The sequence below is a fragment of the Pseudomonas sp. St316 genome (assembly GCF_018325905.1).
In the GTDB taxonomy this organism is placed as follows: domain Bacteria; phylum Pseudomonadota; class Gammaproteobacteria; order Pseudomonadales; family Pseudomonadaceae; genus Aquipseudomonas.
Genome location: NZ_AP021901.1, coordinates 6,525,593 through 6,543,177, shown reverse-complemented (window position 1 = coordinate 6,543,177; position 17,585 = coordinate 6,525,593). Strand labels below are relative to the sequence as shown.

The following is a 17,585-nucleotide window of genomic DNA, read 5'->3' as shown; positions in this document are numbered from 1 at the left end:
ATGATCCGACTTCAGAACCTGACTTTACAGCGTGGCCCGCAACGTCTGCTAGAAGACGCCGAGCTGACCCTGCACGCCGGCCACAAAGCTGGCCTCATCGGTGCCAACGGCGCCGGCAAATCGAGCCTGTTCGCCTTGCTGCGAGGCGAGCTGCACCCGGACTCGGGTGATTGCCTGTTGCCGGCTGATTGGCGCATCGCCCACATGCGCCAGGAGGTCGACACCCTTGAGCGCCTGGCGGTGGACTACGTGCTCGATGGCGACCTGCGCCTGCGCCAGGTGCAACGTGACCTGGCTGCGGCCGAAGCGGCCCACGACGGTGCCGCACAGGCCCGCCTGCACGCGGAGCTCGACAGTGCCGACGGCTACACCGCCGATGCCCGTGCGCGCAAATTGCTCGCCGGCCTGGGCTTTACCAATGAGCAAATGGATCGCCAGGTCGGGGACTTCTCCGGTGGCTGGCGGATGCGTCTGAACCTGGCTCAGGCCTTGATGTGCCCTTCGGATCTGCTGTTGCTCGATGAGCCGACCAACCACTTGGACCTCGACGCCATCATCTGGCTCGAAGACTGGCTCAAGAGTTACCCGGGCACGCTGCTGCTGATTTCCCACGACCGTGATTTCCTCGACGCGGTGGTGGATCACGTGGCCCATGTCGACCAGCGCAAGCTCACTTTGTACCGTGGCGGCTACAGTGCTTTCGAGCGCGCTCGTGCTGAACGCCTGGCCCAGCAACAACAGGCCTACGAGAAGCAACAGGCGCAACGTGCGCACATGGAAAGCTACATCGCCCGCTTCAAGGCCCAGGCCACCAAGGCCCGCCAGGCCCAGAGCCGGATCAAGGCGCTGGAGCGGATGGAAGAGTTGTCGGCGGCCCATGTCGATTCGCCGTTTGATTTTGTCTTCCGCGAATCGACCAAGATTTCCAGCCCGTTGATCGACCTGTCCGACGCACGCCTGGGTTACGGCGACAAGACCGTGCTGGAGAAGGTCAAGCTGCAACTGACCCCGGGTGCGCGGATCGGTCTGCTGGGGCCTAACGGTGCCGGTAAGTCGACCCTGATCAAGAACCTTTCCGGCGAACTCCAACCTCTGGCCGGGCGCCTGACCCGGGGCGAGAACACCGTGGTCGGTTACTTCGCCCAGCATCAGCTCGACTCCCTGGACTCCAAGGCCAGCCCGCTGTTGCACCTGCAACGCCTGGCACCGACCGAGCGCGAGCAGGCCCTGCGCGATTTCCTCGGTGGTTTCGATTTTCGCGGGGCGCGCATCGACGAGCCGGTGCTGAATTTCTCCGGTGGCGAAAAGGCCCGCCTGGCCCTGGCGCTGATCGCCTGGGACCGGCCGAACCTGCTGCTGCTCGACGAACCGACCAACCACCTGGACCTGGAAATGCGCCTGGCCCTGACCATGGCCTTGCAGGAGTTCAGCGGGGCTGTGTTGGTGGTGTCTCACGATCGGCATTTGCTCAAGAGCACCACGGATAATTTCTACCTGGTCGCCGACGGCAAGGTCGAGGAGTTCGACGGCGACTTGGAAGACTACGCCCGTTGGCTGGTGGAGTACCGCCAGCGCAACGCGCCGGTCAGCAACACACCGGTCAACCCGGACAAGACCGACAAGAAAGCCCAGCGTCAGGCCGCCGCCGCATTGCGCCAGCAATTGGCGCCGCACAAGCGCGAGGCCGACAAGCTCGAAGTCGAGTTGGGCAAGCTGCATGAAAAACTGCAAAAAATCGAAACCAGCCTTGGCGACAGTGGTCTCTACGAGGCAGCGCGCAAAGATGAGTTGCGCGACCTGCTGGCCGAGCAGGCCAAGCTGAAGGTTCGGGAAGCGGAGCTCGAGGAGGCGTGGATGCAAGCGCTGGAACTGCTGGAAAACCTGCAAGCGGAGCTGGAGGCGTTGTCCTGATGGAAGCGTTGGCGTTGCCTGTACCTGTCATGTGGATCGAGCCGATCTGGCTGGGTGTGCAAATCCTGCTGATCCTGCTGGCCGGTTATGTCGCGCAGCGTGTCGTGGCGCGGACCCTTACAGGCCTGGGTGAGCGTTACCCGTTTCCACCTCAACTGGTCATTATCCTGCGGGGCGTGCTGCGCTGGCTGATCATGGGCACGGCGGTGCTGGTGGTGCTCGAGCGCCTGGGCGTCTCGGCCACGGTGCTATGGACCGCACTGTCGGGTTTCGTCGCGGTGGCAGCGGTGGCGTTCTTTGCCATCTGGAGCGTGCTGTCGAACCTGTTCTGCGCCGTATTGATCTACACCGTCGGACCGTTTCGCCTGGGCGATGTGGTCGAGCTGGTGGACACCACCGACAAGCCCGGCATCAAGGGGCGCGTGGTGGCGATCAACCTGCTGTACACCACGCTGATCGAACCCGAGGAACTCGGCACCGGCAGCGCCATGGTGCAAGTGCCCAACAGCCTGTTCTTCCAGCGTTCGGTGCGACGTTGGCGCGGCAGCGAGGCGTTTCCGGTGGGTGGTTTCGTCGAGTAAAGGACTGCTACGCAGCCCAGCGGGAGCAAGCTCCCTCACCACGCTGTTCATGCCGGCTTGAGTGCTTGTGCAAAAAAAAACGGTGGTCAACGGCCTGGCGGCGCATTAGCTTATTCGTTTCGACGAATTCGAGCCGGGGAGTGCAATGGTGCTGGAAACATGGCTGGCGTTTTTCGCTGCGTGCTGGGTGATCAGTCTTTCGCCGGGTGCCGGCGCTATTGCATCGATGTCCAGCGGGCTGCGATACGGCTTCTGGCGCGGTTACTGGAACGCCTTGGGCCTGCAATTGGGCCTGGCGGTGCAAATCGTGATCGTCGCCGCCGGTGTTGGCGCGATCCTTACGGCATCGGCCACTGCGTTCTATGCAATCAAATGGTTCGGCGTGGCCTACCTGGTCTACCTGGGTGTCAAACAGTGGCGCGCCATTCCCGGTGAAATGGCTGACGATACAGGTCCGCGGCCCATCGGCAAGCCCCTGGCGCTGGTGTTTCGCGGCTTCCTGGTCAACATCAGCAACCCCAAGGCGCTGGTGTTCATGCTGGCGGTGTTGCCGCAGTTCATCAATCCCCATGCACCGTTGATCCAGCAATACCTGATCCTGGGCGTCACCATGGTCGTCGTCGATCTCATCGTCATGGCCGGGTACACCGGGCTGGCGTCCAAGGTCCTGCGGCTGTTGCGCACCCCGAAACAGCAACGGCGAATGAACCGTGCCTTCGCGGGGATGTTCATTGGCGCGGCGGGTTTACTCGCGACGATTCGCAAGGCCGCTGCATAAAGCAAAACCTTTTGGCGAAGTTACTTTGTGGGAGCAAGGCTTGCCCGCGATGCAGGCGACTCGATTTCTGGAAGATCTCATCGCCTGCATCGCGGGCAAGCCTTGCTCCTACAAGACCTCTGCGCTACAGAGTATTCGCTCAGTTATTCAGCGCAAAATCACCGGCGCCGTGTCACGGGGCAGATTGTTGCGCTGTACCGGCTCACCAGGTTGCTGGTAGCTCGGCCCGCCAAGCTGTTCGCTCAGCTGCCGCGCCACGTCTTCACCCAACGCCTTGGACACATCGCGCACTACCCGCGGGCGGTTGAGGCTGATGTGCACGTCCCGGTGGTTCAACAGCTTGGTGTCCTGGCCTTCGCCCATGGCCGTAAAGGCCGAGGTGATTTCGTAGGTCTTGGTGTTGATCAGGCTGAAGTCTGCCACCAGGGTCAGCGCCAGCACGGCCGAGTAGCTGTCGGTATTGGCCAGCTCGTTGATGTCGCGGGTGAAGTCGATGTCCGACACCGTGCCGAACAGCACGTAGTCGGCACCCTTGAAGTTCCCGGCCTTGATGCGCTTGATCACGTCATAGACGTCGCCCTTGGACGCCGCTGTGTAGGGCGTGCCCTGGGTCAGCTGGAACATTCCGCTGCGCAGGATCTCGCCCTTGATGTCGCCGGTGAACTTGCGCAGTTCGCCCTGCTCGATGTAGCTGCTGGTGGCTTCCATCTCGTCGTAGCTCGAGGAAGCGCTGGCGCTGTAAGGGTTCGCCTGGAAGTTGTTCTGCGCCGAAACCGTGTGGATGTATTCCTCCACCCGCTCCTGGAACGCAAGGTCGGTCACCGCGACTTTGGGGGCCGCCTGCGCGCCAAATGCGCAGGCCAGGGCCATGATACCTATCCATGTGCGCATGGCTTAACGCTCCGTGGTCTTGCGGATTTCTTTTTCGTCCATCCACTCGGCCAGACCGCTTTCGACGTCGATCAATTGCAGGCTGAATTTGTAGAAGACGTCCTTGTAGTCGCTGCTGCGCTTGACGATCGAACTGATGGAACCTTCGAGGCGGTATTTGGCAGCGATCATGTTGCCGGTCTTGGCCACGGTGCTCTTCTTGTACAGGCCGCTCTGGTTCTGCAGCTTGAGCTGGTCGACCTGGCTGTCCATGGCGGTGTTGTCGCTGGCGAAACGGGCTGCGCCGGTCTTCATCAGCTGGGTCTTGATGCTGGTGGTGATTTCGCGGGTGTCGATGTATTCGCTGGTCTTGTTCTTCACGTCATAGACCTGGACCACCGGGCGACCCTGCAGGATGCCGGACTGGGCCAGGGAGCGGGTCATGGACTCGGCGATCATTTGCAGGTCGGTGGAACCGAACTCGTTGGTCACGGTTTCCACGGCCTTGGTATCGCCGTAGCTGATGTTCTTGTTGCCCAGGACCGGCGAGTTGTTGGCACAGCCGCTGACCAGCACGGCGGCGAGGGCGAGGGATGAAATGCGTACGAACATGTGGGTGCTCTCAATAACTGTATAAAAGGTTTTGTGGCGAGGGGATTTAGCGAATCGTCGCACCGTCCCGCTGGGCTGCGCACTGTAGGAGCTGCCGAAGGCTGCGATCTTTTGATCTTTTGATCTTTCGCTTGGGACTCAAGTGTCTGGGGAAAGATCGCAGCCTCGTTGCACTCGTCAGCTCCTACATAGCTCCTACATCAGCTCCAATGGCCCAGCGGTGCCAGGTTCAAGGGGTATTGATTTCCAGTCGGAAATCCACCGCCTTGGGTGTCGGTGCGATGGCCGGCAGGAAACTGGTCTGTTCGCCGTACAGCGTCAGGCTTTTCCAGGTTTCTTCCTCGGCGATGGGAAAGCCTTCCGGCCCCAGCCAGGCAAAGCGGTAATACATCGTCTTGTTGTTGTAGCTGGTGTTGCTCAACTGGACATTGACGGTCATGTAGCCGTTTTCCCGGGCCACGCGCATCGCGCCGACCACGATGTTCTTGGTCTTGCCCATTGCCACGACTTTGCTGGCGGCGCTGCCAGGCTCCGGTGGCGGCGGGGTGGCGCAACCGGCCAGCAAGGCCAGGGCGCCGACGGCGATCAGTTTTAAACGCATGTGAACAAGACTCCGTTCTTAAGGTTGCTTGAGGGCAATGGCGGTCGGGTTGGCGCTTGGTACCACCTGGGCAGCCAGGCCGCCGGCGAACACCTGGTTACCCACCGCCCGCAGGCTGATGACCTGGTAGCGCTGGTCCACGGTGATCTTGACCACCGAGCCGCCCACCGAGCTTGGCAAGGTGACCTGGTGTTCGCCTTTCTTCAGGCGCAGGCGCACCACTTGGGTGTAGTCGGGCAGGGTGCGCCAGGTTCGGGTGTCGGCACCTTCGAGTACGGCCGAGGTGAGGCCGACGGCCAGGCCGGCCAAGGGGTTGGTGTCGTTGATCTGCTTTTGTGCCACGCCACGGGTGACGGCGCGCACGGTGGTGCGCAGGATGATGCCCGGCATGTCGTCGCGCAGGGCGCGGCGGGACATGGCGGTGGTGCTATTGAGCTGGGTCAGGTCCAACTGATGACCGTCGACACCGATCTGGCCGACGGGGGCAGTGGAGGTATCAGGTTTGATCACAGGGAACGACAAAGGCGTGATGACCAGATTGCCGCTGATTGGCAAGGGCAGGGGAATGCGGATCGAGTCCCGGGACGGTGCCAGGCCACTCTGCACCACGATCAGGATGTCGCTGTCATCGTTCTTGGCGGCAGGCTTGTCGAGGTTGAGCAGGGCTTGTTCCAGCAACGGCGTGTTGGGACGCAGTTCGGCGGCCTTGCGATAACCCGGTGCGGCCAGGTCCTTTTCACCCAGGGCTTCATAGACGAAGCCGGCCAGGTAATGGCTGAACGCGCTCTGGTAACTGTTTTTCAGGCTGACCACTTCCGGGGCGTCGAGACTGGCCACCGGGTAACCCTTGAGGTCCTTGTATTCGGTCTTGACCCCTTGCTTCTCGGCGTCTTCCTCGCGCTTGAGGTATTCCTTGTCCCGCAGGTCGGCGATCACCGCTTCGCGTTCGTGGGTCTTCTTGATCTGGGTCCGCGCACCGTCGAAGTCATTCACGGCCAACAGGTTCAGCGCCATCTGCGTGGTCAGCATGACCTTTTCGTAGTCGTAGCCTTCGTAGCGGCGGACTTTGTCGTTGACCAGGAAACTGCCGAACTGGGCCAAGTACTTGGCCGTGTCGAGTTTGACCGCGTCTTCCCACTGGCCAACCTGCTGATCGGCACTGGTCCAGGCCACCTGGCTACCAGACAAATCGCCCTTGGCGCGCAGCAACTCACCTTTCTCGAAGTAATACAGCAGGTCCTTGTCCTGGCTGGTGTTGTTCTTTTCCAGCAGCGTCAATGCCGCGTCGACGTTGCCGGAAGCCAACTGCTGGTTGGTCTGGGCCAATTCACTGTCGTAGTTGCGAAAGGCCGAACAGCCGGACAACAAGGTGATCGCGCCGAGGGCGAGCGAAAAAACGGCACGGGATGCCATGAATATTCTTCCCTGAGTAACAGCCGGGGTGTGCGGGTCGGGCTGGAACGATCCCACGGACATGCGTCGGGACGCTGCCGGTTCCTCATAAAAAAAGGAGCTTTTATGCCATCTAACAATAAGAAGGCGGCGCGATTATAAACATGGCGCTTGGCTATGTAATGGCTTTTCAATCTCTAAATGCCTTTTTTGTGACATCACCTCCAAAGCACATATATCCGATGAAAAATCGACGTGAAAGCACATCGGCTCTTGAGCCAAAGTCATTGGAAGTGAACAATGTGTTACTTCTTATTACCAACCGAGAGTCATTCATGACTGCGCCGTTCCGTTTCCTGGCCTGGCTAGTGCTGCCATTGCTTGCTCTGTGCAGCACTCCGTTGCTGGCCAACACCGTCGAGGGCGCCCCCAGGCGCTACATTTGCTGGATTACATCGGCGCGGATTACCCGGCGACGGTCGAGGCAGGCAAGGTCATCGAGGAGGGGGAATACCACGAGCAGTTGGAATTCACCCAGCTGCTGGCAGGGTTGATCGCCGGGCTGCCGGCCAAGCCGGAAAAGGCTGAATTGACCCAGGGTGTCGACACCCTGCGCAGTGCGATCGCCCAGCGCCAGGACGGCGGCGATGTCGCCCGCCTGACGCGGCAACTGGGGGCCCGGTTGGCAGTGGCGTATGAAGTCAGCCAGGCGCCGGTCATCACCCCGGATCCCTCCCGCGGCGCATCGCTGTATGCCCAGAATTGCTCGGTGTGCCATGGGGCCAACGGTGCCGGCGACGGTCCTGCCGGTGTCGGCCTGGAACCGCCGCCCGCCAACATGCGGGACGCTCAGCGCCTGGATCGCCTGAGTCTCTATGCGATCTACAACACCGTCGGCATGGGCATCGAAGGCACCGACATGCCGGCCTTCGCCGATCAGCTCGACGACCGTCAGCGCTGGGACCTGGCGACCTACATCGCCAGCTTCAGCGCCGACCCGGCCGCCGCCAAAAGTGAACAAGTCTTCAACCTCGCTGATCTGGCGCGCCAGACCCCGGCCGAAGTCCTCGCCGCGCAAGGCCCGGCAGCGGCGGCGACGTTCCGTGCCCAGCGTGCCCAGCCGCCGCAGGTCCAACGCGGTCCGGCGCAGTTGCTCGACTACACGGCGGCCACCCTGGATAAAAGCATCGCGGCGTACCGTGCCGGTGACCACGACCAGGCCTACGATCTTTCGGTAGCCGCTTATCTGGAAGGCTTCGAGCTGGTGGAAAGCTCGCTGGATAACGTCGATGCCAACGTGCGCAAAGACACTGAAAAGTCCCTGATGGCCTACCGTCAGTCTTTGCAGGACGGTTTGCCGATCGAGCAGGCCGAACAGCGTCTGGAGACGGCCAAGGCTAAGTTGAAAGAGTCCGCCGGCGTGCTGGGCGGCGATGGCTTGAGCTGGTCGCTGAGTTATTTCTCAGGGGTGTTGATCCTGCTCCGCGAAGGGTTGGAAGCGATTCTGGTGTTGGCGGCGATCCTGGCGTTCCTGCGCAACACCGGCCAGCAATCGGCGGTGCGTAGCGTTAACGTCGGTTGGGGCTTGGCCCTGTTGGCCGGCTTGGCGACGTGGGGGTTGGCCGCCTATGTGATCGACGTCAGCGGCGCCCAGCGCGAATTGCTCGAAGGTGCGACGGCGTTGTTTGCCAGCGTGATGGTGCTGTGGCTGGGGGTGTGGATGCACGACCGACGCCATGCGGCCGCCTGGCAGGACTACATCAAGAGCAGCCTGGTGGGTGGCGGGGGTCGGTTTGGTTTCGCGGTCCTGGCGTTCTTCTCGGTCTATCGCGAACTGTTCGAAGTGATCCTGTTCTACGAAACCCTGTGGTTGCAAGCAGGCCCTGCTGGGCACAACGCGGTGCTGGCCGGCGGCGCGACGGCGCTGGTATTGCTGGTCGGGTTGGCCTGGGTGATCCTGCGCGGCTCGGCGAAACTGCCGCTGGCGCTGTTCTTCAGCATCAATGCCGCGTTGTTGTGTGCACTCTCGGTGGTGTTCGCCGGCCATGGCGTGAAGGCGTTGCAGGAAGCCGGGATCTTCGGCACCCGTCCGGTGGCTTTCTTCGACTTCGACTGGCTGGGTATTCATGCCGATGCCTATTCACTGGCCGCTCAAGTGGTGGCGATCCTGGCGATCGTGGTGCTGTATGGGCGTAGTTGGGTGGCGGAGAAGCGTCGGGTTCAGGTTTCCTGAAGCATTCGCTGCGCTCATAATCGCGGGCAAGCCTTGCTCCCACAGTCAGCACTCGCCTGTGGGAGCAAGGCTTGCCCGCGATGCTTTTAATTTTGGAGCAAACCACTCAATGCGCGTATGGATCGACGCCGATGCCTGTCCCAAGGCGGCGAAGGAACTGGTGGTCAAGTTCGCCTTGAGGCGCCAGTTCGAGGTGGTGCTGGTGGCTGGTCAGCCGCAGATCAAGCCAGCCCTGGCTTGTGTGAAACTGATCGTGGTGCCCAGTGGCCCTGATGCGGCGGACGATTACCTGGTGGAACACGCCGAGCCGGGTGAACTGGTGATCTGCAGCGACGTGCCCTTGGCCGACCGGTTGGTGAAGAAGGGCGTTGCCGCCCTGGACCCACGAGGCAAAGAGTTCGATGCCCAGAACATGGGCGATCGGCTGGCGGTACGCAACCTGTTCACCGATTTGCGTGAACAGGGCCACATGGGTGGCGGCCCGGCGGCGTATGGCGAGCGGGACAAGCAAGGGTTTGCCAATGCGCTGGATCGGATCCTGACGCGGTTGGCCCGCAAGTCTTGAGTTTTACCCCGATTCCCTGTGGGAGCGAGCTTGCTCGCGATAGCGGTGTGTCAGCCAATACCTATGCAACTGAACTGACGCCATCGCGAGCAAGCTCGCTCCCACAACGGCGGTCAGGCGTCGTTTTCGTGGGTCAGCTCCAACACCCGGTCCACCAGCTTGTTGATGCCTGAAGCCGCTTCGCTGATGTTCTGCGCCAGCATATAGGCTGGGGTGCTGACCAATTTGCGTGCGGTGTCTTCGACGATGTCGGTCACGGTACATTCCTCGTGAGTGCCGCCCATCTTGACCACGGCGGCGGCGGTGTCGGCGTCGTTGCCGATGGTGCAGACCACACCCGGACCATAGATTTTTGCCGCCAGGGCCGGGGAGATGCAGATTAGCCCCACCGGTTTGCCGGCTTCGGCAAAGGCTTCGGCCAGCGCCAGGACGTCTGGCTGGACGGTGCAACCCGGGCCTTCAGTGGCAAAGTTGGAGAGGTTTTTCGCCGAGCCAAAACCACCGGGTACGATCAGGGCGTCGAAATCCTCGGCCCTGGCTTCACGCACGTCCTTCACGTTGCCCCGTGCGATCCGTGCCGACTCCACCAACACGTTGCGGCTCTCGGGCATTTCCTCGCCGGTCAGGTGATTGATCACATGCAGCTGTGCGATGTTGGGGGCGAAGCACTGGACGTGAGCCCCACGCTGATCAAGACGCAGCAAGGTGATCACGCTTTCGTAGATCTCGGCGCCGTCATACACGCCACAGCCGGAAAGGATCACTGCAATTTTTTTGCTCATGGGCTTTTCTCCAGATTCATGGCGTTAAATGTCTACTAATTTGTCACTCGTTGCCATAGGGGGATCGGGCAGCTACACCTAATCTGCCGACTATCTCCCTGCCTTGCATGCCCGGGTTGCGTCATGAACTTCATCCTGTATGCCGTGCCGTTTTTCTTCGTGCTGATCGCCGTCGAGTTGCTGGCCGATCGCTGGCGGGGCGTGAGCCACTACCGTGTGGCAGACGCGATCAACAGCTTGAGCACCGGGGTGCTGTCGACCACCACGGGCCTTTTGACCAAAGGCGTGGGGCTGGTGACCTACGCCTTTGCGTTGAAGCACCTGGCCGTCATCGAGCTGCCTGGCGACCGGGCCTGGACCTGGGTGTTTGCCTTCGTGCTCTACGACTTCTGCTATTACTGGCTGCACCGCATGGGCCATGAACGCAACATCCTCTGGGCCGCTCATTCGGTGCACCACCAAAGCGAGGACTACAACCTTTCTACTGCGTTGCGCCAGACCAGCACCGGGTTCCTGCTGAGCTGGATCTTCTACGTCCCGCTCGCCGTACTGGGCGTGCCGCTGGTGGTCTTCGTCAGCGTCGCGGCGTTGAATCTGCTGTACCAGTTCTGGGTCCACACCCAGCACATTCCCAAGCTCGGCTGGCTGGAGTGGTGCTTCGTTACGCCTTCCAATCATCGTGCCCACCATGCACAGAACCCTCTCTACATGGATCGCAACTACGGCGGGGTGTTCATTATTTGGGATCGTCTGTTTGGCACCTTCCAGGAAGAAGACGTCAACGAACCGGTGATTTTCGGCGTGACCACGCCGCTGGCGAGCTGGAATCCGTTGTGGGCCAACCTGCAGTTCTATGCGCAGCTATGGGCCGATGCCCGGCGGGCCGGGCGTTGGTGGGACAAGCTGCGGATCTGGTTCATGCCCACCGGTTGGCGTCCGGCGGACGTCGCGGCCAAGTACCCCCTGAACAAGCCGCACTTGAGCCTGTTCCGCAAATTCGAAGTAGCGTTGGATGCTCGCCAGCAGTGGTATGTGGGGCTGCAGTTCTGCGCCTACATTGCCTTGGGCAGTTATCTGATGAACCTGGAAGCCAGCCTGCCGGTCGCCGCCCTGGTGCTGGGTTGGGGCGCGGTGGCGTTCGGTCTGTTCGTGTTGGGCGTGGCCCTGGAGAGTCGCCCGTGGGCGTTGCGGCTGGAGCTGTTGCGGCTGGCCTCGAACCTGCCGCTGGTATGGCTGGCGCCCTTGGCCGGGTTGTGGCCGGCCAGCGCCGTGATGAGCCATGGGGCCTGGGCCGGTCTGCTCAGCTACAGCCTGCTCAGCGGCATCGGGCTGTATTGCTGCCGTACCCGGTTTACTCGGTTGGCGTCGTAGGTTCGCCGGACCTGGCTTGCTCCAGGCGCTCGGCTTCGAGGACTTTCCTGGCCAGGCGTGCATTCTTGATGCGTCGGCGCAGCCACAAGACCAGGCCCAGCACCAGCAGTGCGCCGAGTACCCACAATTCATACTTCTTGATGCTGCCCAACATGCCCTCGAGCACTGCGCCAAAGTGGTACGCGGCTGCGGCCAATGCCGTGGCCCAGATCGCCGCACCGATGCCGTTGAGCAACAGGTAGCGGCCCGGCGGATAGCCCGACAGGCCGATGGCCACCGGCATCACCGTGCGCAGGCCATAGACGAAACGGAAGCTCAGGACCCAGATGTCCGGATGCTTGCGAATGTGCTCCAGCGCGCGATCGCCCATCAACTGCCAGCGGGGCTTGCGGGCCAGGAGCTTGCGCCCGTGCTTGCGTCCCAGGAAATACCACAGCTGATCGCCCGCGTAGCTGCCGCAGAACGCCACGACTACCACCAGGTTGATGTCCATATAGCCACGGAACGCCAGGAAACCTGCGAGCACGAGGATAGTTTCGCCTTCGAAGAACGTGCCGATAAACAGGGCCAAGTAGCCGAAGTCATGCAGAAATTGTTGGAGCATTGTCTGGGTGCTGGCGAAATGAACGCGCAGCCTAACCCTTCAGACACATTCAGGAAAGTATCGAAATGTGTCTCGACGTGAACAATTCCTACAATAACAATAACTGCGACGACAGGACGCAGGTGCACATAACTGTAATGTCTTCGTCATAATGGGCGCTTATAACTGTCACGCTCGCCCGTCAGCACGGGCTCAGGAGTCTGCCGTGAGCTTTACCCCCGCCAATCGTCTGTTCCCTGCCACCCGCCTGCGTCGCAATCGCCGTGATGAGTTCTCTCGTCGGCTGGTGCGTGAAAACGTGCTGACCACCAATGACCTGATCCTGCCGGTATTCGTGCTGGACGGTGAGAACCGTCGCGAAGCGGTGGCGTCGATGCCCGGGGTGGAACGCCTGACCATCGATCTGCTGCTCGAAGAGGCCGCTCAGTGGGTCGAGCTGGGCATTCCGGCACTGGCGCTGTTCCCGGTCACGCCACCGGCGCTCAAGTCCCTGGACGCCGCCGAGGCCTGGAACCCGGAGGGCATTGCCCAACGCGCGACCCGTGCCCTGCGTGCGCGCTTCCCGCAGCTGGGGGTGATCACCGACGTGGCGCTGGACCCGTTCACCACCCACGGGCAGGACGGTATCCTCGATGAAGAAGGCTACGTGCAGAACGACATTACCGTCGATGCACTGGTCAGGCAGGCCCTGTCCCACGCCGCGGCCGGCGCCCAGGTGGTGGCACCGTCGGACATGATGGACGGGCGCATCCAGGCGATCCGCGAAGCCCTCGAGGTGGCCGGTCACGTCAACGTGCGGATCATGGCCTACTCGGCCAAGTACGCCAGCGCCTATTACGGTCCGTTCCGCGACGCGGTCGGCTCGGCCCTGAACCTGGGCAAGGCCAACAAGGCCTCTTATCAGATGGACCCGGCCAACAGTCAGGAAGCCTTGCACGAAGTGGCGGCTGACTTGTCAGAAGGGGCAGACATGGTCATGGTCAAGCCTGGCATGCCCTACCTCGACATTCTTTGCCGGGTCAAAGACGAATTCAAAGTGCCGACCTTTGTTTATCAGGTCAGCGGCGAGTACGCGATGCACATGGCCGCGATCCAGAACGGCTGGTTGGGCGAAGGGGTGATCCTGGAGTCCTTGACCGCTTTCAAGCGCGCAGGGGCCGATGGCATCCTGACTTACTTTGCTGTACGCGCCGCCCAATTGTTACGAGAGCAGAAATAGCCTCCCAGGAACTTGCGATGAATACCGAAGGACTCTCCGAAGTTGCCGTAAAAGAAGCTCAACCCGTGGTCGAGCAAATCGCCGAAACGCCGCCGGAAGTGGAGCCCGCTCCCGTGGCGGTCGCCGAGCCAGCCCCGGCCCCGGCGATTGCCATTCCCAACTTGGATGACAGCAGCCTGTACATCCACCGGGAGCTGTCGCAACTGCAGTTCAACATCCGCGTGCTGGAGCAGGCGCTGGACGAGTCCTATCCATTGCTGGAGCGCTTGAAGTTCCTGCTGATCTTCTCCAGCAACCTGGATGAGTTCTTCGAGATTCGTGTCGCCGGCCTGAAGAAGCAGATCACCTTCGCCCGTGAACAGGCCGGTGCCGACGGCTTGCAGCCGCACCAGGCCCTGGCGCGCATCAGCGAGCTGGTCCACGGCCATGTGGACCGGCAGTACGCGATCCTCAACGACATCCTGTTGCCTGAGTTGGAGAAGCATCAGGTGCGCTTCATCCGTCGGCGCAACTGGAACACCAAGATCAAGACCTGGGTGCGCCGCTATTTCCGCGACGAGATCGCGCCGATCATCACTCCCATCGGCCTCGATCCGACGCACCCGTTCCCGTTGCTGGTGAACAAAAGCCTGAACTTCATCGTCGAGCTGGAAGGTATCGACGCCTTCGGTCGCGACTCCGGCCTGGCGATCATTCCCGCGCCGCGCCTGCTGCCGCGCATCATCCGCGTGCCGGAAGACGTGGGCGGCGCTGGCGACAACTACGTATTCCTGTCGTCGATGATCCACGCCCATGCCGATGACCTGTTCCAGGGCATGAAGGTCAAGGGTTGCTACCAGTTCCGCCTGACCCGTAACGCTGACCTGTCGGTGGACACCGAGGACGTCGAGGACCTGGCCCGCGCCCTGCGCGGCGAGCTGTTCTCCCGCCGCTACGGTGATGCGGTGCGTCTGGAGGTGGCCGATACCTGCCCGAAACAGCTGTCCGATTACCTGCTCAAGCAGTTCAACCTGCATGAGACCGAGCTGTACCAGGTCAACGGTCCGGTCAACCTGACCCGGTTGTTCAGCATCACCGGCCTGGACAGCCATCCGGAACTGCAATACTTGCCGTTCACGCCGCAGATCCCGAAATTGCTGCAAAACAGCGAAAACATTTTCAGCGTGATCAGCAAGCAGGACATCTTGCTGCTGCACCCGTTCGAATCGTTCACACCGGTGGTCGACCTGCTGCGCCAGGCCGCCAAGGACCCTCACGTCCTGGCCGTGCGCCAGACCCTGTACCGCAGCGGCGCCAACTCGGAAATCGTCGACGCCCTGGTGGACGCGGCGCGCAACGGCAAGGAAGTCACGGCAGTGATCGAACTGCGCGCGCGCTTCGACGAGGAGTCCAACCTGCAACTGGCCAGCCGCCTGCAAGCGGCCGGTGCGGTGGTGATCTATGGCGTGGTCGGCTTCAAGACCCACGCCAAGATGATGCTCATCCTGCGCCGCGAAGCCGGTGAGATCGTGCGTTACGCCCACTTGGGCACCGGCAACTACCACGCCGCCAACGCCCGTCTGTACACCGACTACAGCCTGCTGACCTCTGACGATGCCTTGTGCGAAGACGTTGGCAAGCTGTTCAGCCAGTTGATCGGCATGGGCAAAACGTTGCGCATGAAGAAATTGCTGCATGCGCCGTTTACCCTGAAAAAGGGCATGCTCGACATGATCGCTCGGGAGACACAGTTCGCCCTGGATGGCAAGCCGGCCCACATCATCGCCAAGTTCAACTCGTTGACCGACCCGAAGATCATCCGCGCGTTGTACAAGGCCAGCCAGTCAGGCGTGCGCATCGACCTGGTGGTGCGTGGCATGTGCTGCCTGCGGCCAGGCATTGCGGGGGTGTCCCATAACATCCACGTCCGCTCGATCATCGGGCGTTTCCTGGAACATACGCGGGTGTTCTACTTCCTCAACGGCGGTGAGGAACAGATGTTCCTGTCCAGCGCCGACTGGATGGAGCGCAACCTCGACAAGCGGGTCGAGACCTGCTTCCCGGTGGAAGGCAAGAAGTTGATCCTGCGGGTCAAGAAGGAGCTGGAAAGCTACCTCACCGACAACACCCACAGCTGGAGCTTGCAGTCGGATGGCCGTTACATCCGCAACACCCCGACCGGCAACCAGAACCCGCGCAGCGCCCAGGCGACCTTGCTGGAGCGCTTGAGCAGCCCGGTGTTGGCGGTTCGTTAAGGTCTGCGGCGGGAGAGCTTGTGTACTGTAGGAGCTGCCGAAGGTTGCGATCTTTTGATCTTTTGATCTTTTGATCTTTCGCTTGAGACTCAAGCGTCAGGGGAAAGATCGCAGCCTCGCTTCGCTCGGCAGCTCCTACAGACCCAGCGCAAGCAAGCGCAATTGCAGAGCCATCGGCAAGCAATCAGTGAATGTTCAACACAATCCCGACCCGAGTCAGCCAGTCGGCTTCCTGGGCGAAGTCGGCCTGTGTCAGTTGATTCTCTTCCAGCCAACCTGCGGGAAACAGTACATCCAACTGATCGCCCTTGGCGTGCAGGGCCACCTGGGGCATTTCCTGGGTGCCACGGATGTGGTGGAACAGGATCGCAAAACGCAGCAGCACGCACAGGCGAATCAGCTTGATGCCGTCATCGCCGAATTCGGCAAACTTATCCTTGGGAATGTTGCGTCGATGGCCGCGTACCAATAGCGCGAGCATTTGCTGGTCTTCCCGGGAGAAACCGGCCAGGTCCGAGTGCTCGATCAGGTAGGCACCGTGCTTGTGGTAGTGATAGTGGGCGATGTCCAGGCCCACTTCATGGACCTTGGCGGCCCAACCCAGCAGTTCGCGCCAGACGCCGTCATTCAGGTCCCAGTCATCGGCCACCTGGTCGAAGGCATGCAGCGCCTTGCGCTCGACCCGCGCGGCCTGTTCCTGATCGACGTGATAACGCTCCATGAGCGAGCCCAGGGTGCGCTCACGGACGTCTTCGTGGTGATGACGCCCCAGCAGGTCGTAGAGCACGCCTTCGCGCAGGGCGCCTTCACAGTGGTCCATGCGTTGCAGTTCGAGGGCGTCGAAAATCGCCTCGAGGATGGCCAGGCCCGCCGGGAAAATCGCCCGGCGGTCGGGCTTGATGCCTTCGAAATCGATCTTGTCCGACTCGCCGAGCTTGAATACCTTGCGCTTGAGCCAGGCCAGGCCCTCGGCATTGACCTCGCCAGTGCCGTGACCGCCGGCCTTGAGGGCCAGGCCAATGGCGCGAATGGTGCCTGAGGAGCCGATGGCTTCGTCCCAGGTCAGGCGGTGCAGGGCGTGTTCGATGCTCATGATTTCCAGGCGCGCCGCCGTATAGGCCTGGGCGTAGCGGGCCGGGGTGATCTTGCCGTCGCGGAAATAGCGCTGGGTGTAGCTGACGCAGCCCATCTGCAAGCTTTCGCGCAGCAGCGGTTCGAAGCGTTGGCCAATGATGAATTCGGTACTGCCGCCGCCGATGTCCGCCACCAGGCGCTTGCCCGGGGTGTCGGCGAGGGTGTGGGAGACACCCAGGTAGATCAGGCGGGCTTCTTCCCGGCCGGAGATGACTTCCACCGGATGGCCGAGGATTTCTTCGGCGCGACGGATGAACTCGCCACGGTTGCGCGCTTCGCGCAGGGCGTTGGTGCCCACGATCCGCACGGCGCCCAGGGGCATGCCGTTGATCAGTTGGGCAAAGCGCTTGAGGCAATCGAGGCCGCGCTGGATGGATTCTTCACTCAGCTTGCGCTCTTCGTCGATACCGGCGGCCAGTTGGACCTTCTCTCCGAGCCGCTCAAGAATGCGGATTTCTCCGTTCTGGGCTTTGGCAACGACCATATGAAAGCTGTTGGAGCCCAGGTCGATGGCAGCGATCAGGGATAGATTCTTGGCTTGGGATGGCGGCATGGGCAAAAAGTCTCGGTCGATAACCTTGCCATCCTGCCACGATCGACCGCTTACGCCAACGCAAAGGCGACCGCTTTGCGGTCAATCGCGAGCAAGCTCGCTCCCACATGGGTTCTGCGTCGTGTGCACAATCGCAGGCAACCGA

Annotated in this window: 14 protein-coding genes and 1 pseudogene; 8 read left to right on the top strand and 7 right to left on the bottom strand. The window is 61.6% G+C overall.

Features of this window, described 5'->3' with window-relative positions; all coding sequences use genetic code 11:
- The 3 genes from KI237_RS29250 to rhtB all read left to right on the top strand — a co-directional run bounded on the left by KI237_RS29250 (position 1) and on the right by rhtB (position 3,270).
- Positions 1–1,911, top strand: coding sequence for an ATP-binding cassette domain-containing protein (locus KI237_RS29250; RefSeq protein WP_212798108.1), 1,911 nt, complete (start codon positions 1–3; stop codon positions 1,909–1,911).
- The gene (locus tag KI237_RS29245; RefSeq protein ID WP_212798107.1) at positions 1,911–2,492 is read left to right on the top strand and encodes a mechanosensitive ion channel family protein; all 582 of its coding nucleotides are present in this window, start codon (positions 1,911–1,913) and stop codon (positions 2,490–2,492) included. Before KI237_RS29250 ends, KI237_RS29245 begins: the two co-directional genes overlap by 1 nt.
- 145 nt (positions 2,493–2,637) lie before the next feature.
- Positions 2,638–3,270, top strand: coding sequence for a homoserine/homoserine lactone efflux protein (rhtB, locus tag KI237_RS29240; protein ID WP_212798105.1), 633 nt, complete (start codon positions 2,638–2,640; stop codon positions 3,268–3,270).
- 147 nt (positions 3,271–3,417) lie between these two features.
- Here rhtB and KI237_RS29235 read toward each other — a convergent pair whose 3' ends face one another.
- From KI237_RS29235 to KI237_RS29220, 4 genes are all read right to left on the bottom strand, one after another.
- Positions 3,418–4,161 (bottom strand): penicillin-binding protein activator LpoB, encoded by a 744-nt coding sequence (locus KI237_RS29235; protein WP_212798103.1) that lies wholly within the window; start codon positions 4,159–4,161, stop codon positions 3,418–3,420.
- Between the two features lie 3 nt (positions 4,162–4,164).
- Positions 4,165–4,752 carry a penicillin-binding protein activator LpoB gene (lpoB, locus tag KI237_RS29230; RefSeq protein ID WP_212798102.1) on the bottom strand — a complete coding sequence of 196 codons (588 nt, stop codon included), beginning with the start codon at positions 4,750–4,752 and terminating at the stop codon, positions 4,165–4,167.
- A gap of 229 nt (positions 4,753–4,981) precedes the next feature.
- Positions 4,982–5,353 carry a YcfL family putative periplasmic lipoprotein gene (locus KI237_RS29225; RefSeq protein WP_003206754.1) on the bottom strand — a complete coding sequence of 124 codons (372 nt, stop codon included), beginning with the start codon at positions 5,351–5,353 and terminating at the stop codon, positions 4,982–4,984.
- An 18-nt stretch (positions 5,354–5,371) separates the two neighbouring features.
- Positions 5,372–6,766, bottom strand: coding sequence for a COG3014 family protein (locus tag KI237_RS29220; RefSeq protein ID WP_212798100.1), 1,395 nt, complete (start codon positions 6,764–6,766; stop codon positions 5,372–5,374).
- 314 nt (positions 6,767–7,080) lie between these two features.
- On the opposite strand from KI237_RS29220, the pseudogene KI237_RS29215 reads away from it, so the two are divergent.
- Together KI237_RS29215 and KI237_RS29210 are read left to right on the top strand one after the other, a co-directional pair.
- Positions 7,081–8,978: pseudogene (locus tag KI237_RS29215) on the top strand (FTR1 family protein).
- A gap of 109 nt (positions 8,979–9,087) precedes the next feature.
- Positions 9,088–9,543, top strand: a complete 456-nt coding sequence (locus KI237_RS29210) for a YaiI/YqxD family protein (protein WP_212798099.1) — start codon at positions 9,088–9,090, stop codon at positions 9,541–9,543.
- Positions 9,544–9,656: 113 nt separating this feature from the next.
- Here the strand turns inward: KI237_RS29210 and elbB are convergent, their stop codons facing one another.
- Positions 9,657–10,325 (bottom strand): isoprenoid biosynthesis glyoxalase ElbB, encoded by a 669-nt coding sequence (elbB, locus tag KI237_RS29205; protein WP_212798097.1) that lies wholly within the window; start codon positions 10,323–10,325, stop codon positions 9,657–9,659.
- Between the two features lie 123 nt (positions 10,326–10,448).
- Between elbB and KI237_RS29200 the strand changes: the two genes are divergently transcribed.
- Complete coding sequence (locus tag KI237_RS29200; RefSeq protein WP_212798095.1) at positions 10,449–11,696, top strand: sterol desaturase family protein; 1,248 nt, start codon at positions 10,449–10,451, stop codon at positions 11,694–11,696.
- Here the strand turns inward: KI237_RS29200 and KI237_RS29195 are convergent.
- The gene (locus KI237_RS29195; protein ID WP_212798093.1) at positions 11,677–12,300 is read right to left on the bottom strand and encodes a DedA family protein; all 624 of its coding nucleotides are present in this window, start codon (positions 12,298–12,300) and stop codon (positions 11,677–11,679) included. The two genes, KI237_RS29200 and KI237_RS29195, sit on opposite strands and share 20 nt — an antisense overlap.
- Before the next feature lie 205 nt (positions 12,301–12,505).
- Between KI237_RS29195 and hemB the strand changes: the two genes are divergently transcribed.
- Both hemB and ppk1 read left to right on the top strand, forming a co-directional pair.
- On the top strand, positions 12,506–13,519 hold the full coding sequence (gene hemB / locus KI237_RS29190) for a porphobilinogen synthase (RefSeq protein WP_212798092.1): 1,014 nt from the start codon (positions 12,506–12,508) through the stop codon (positions 13,517–13,519).
- Between the two features lie 17 nt (positions 13,520–13,536).
- Entirely contained in the window at positions 13,537–15,753 is a 2,217-nt protein-coding gene (ppk1, locus tag KI237_RS29185; RefSeq protein ID WP_212798091.1) for a polyphosphate kinase 1, read from the top strand.
- Positions 15,754–15,937: 184 nt separating this feature from the next.
- On the opposite strand, the gene ppx is transcribed toward ppk1, so the two are convergent.
- A complete protein-coding gene (ppx, locus tag KI237_RS29180; protein WP_212798090.1) occupies positions 15,938–17,440 on the bottom strand; it encodes an exopolyphosphatase in 1,503 nt (500 codons plus the stop codon).
- Positions 17,441–17,585 lie beyond the last annotated feature (145 nt).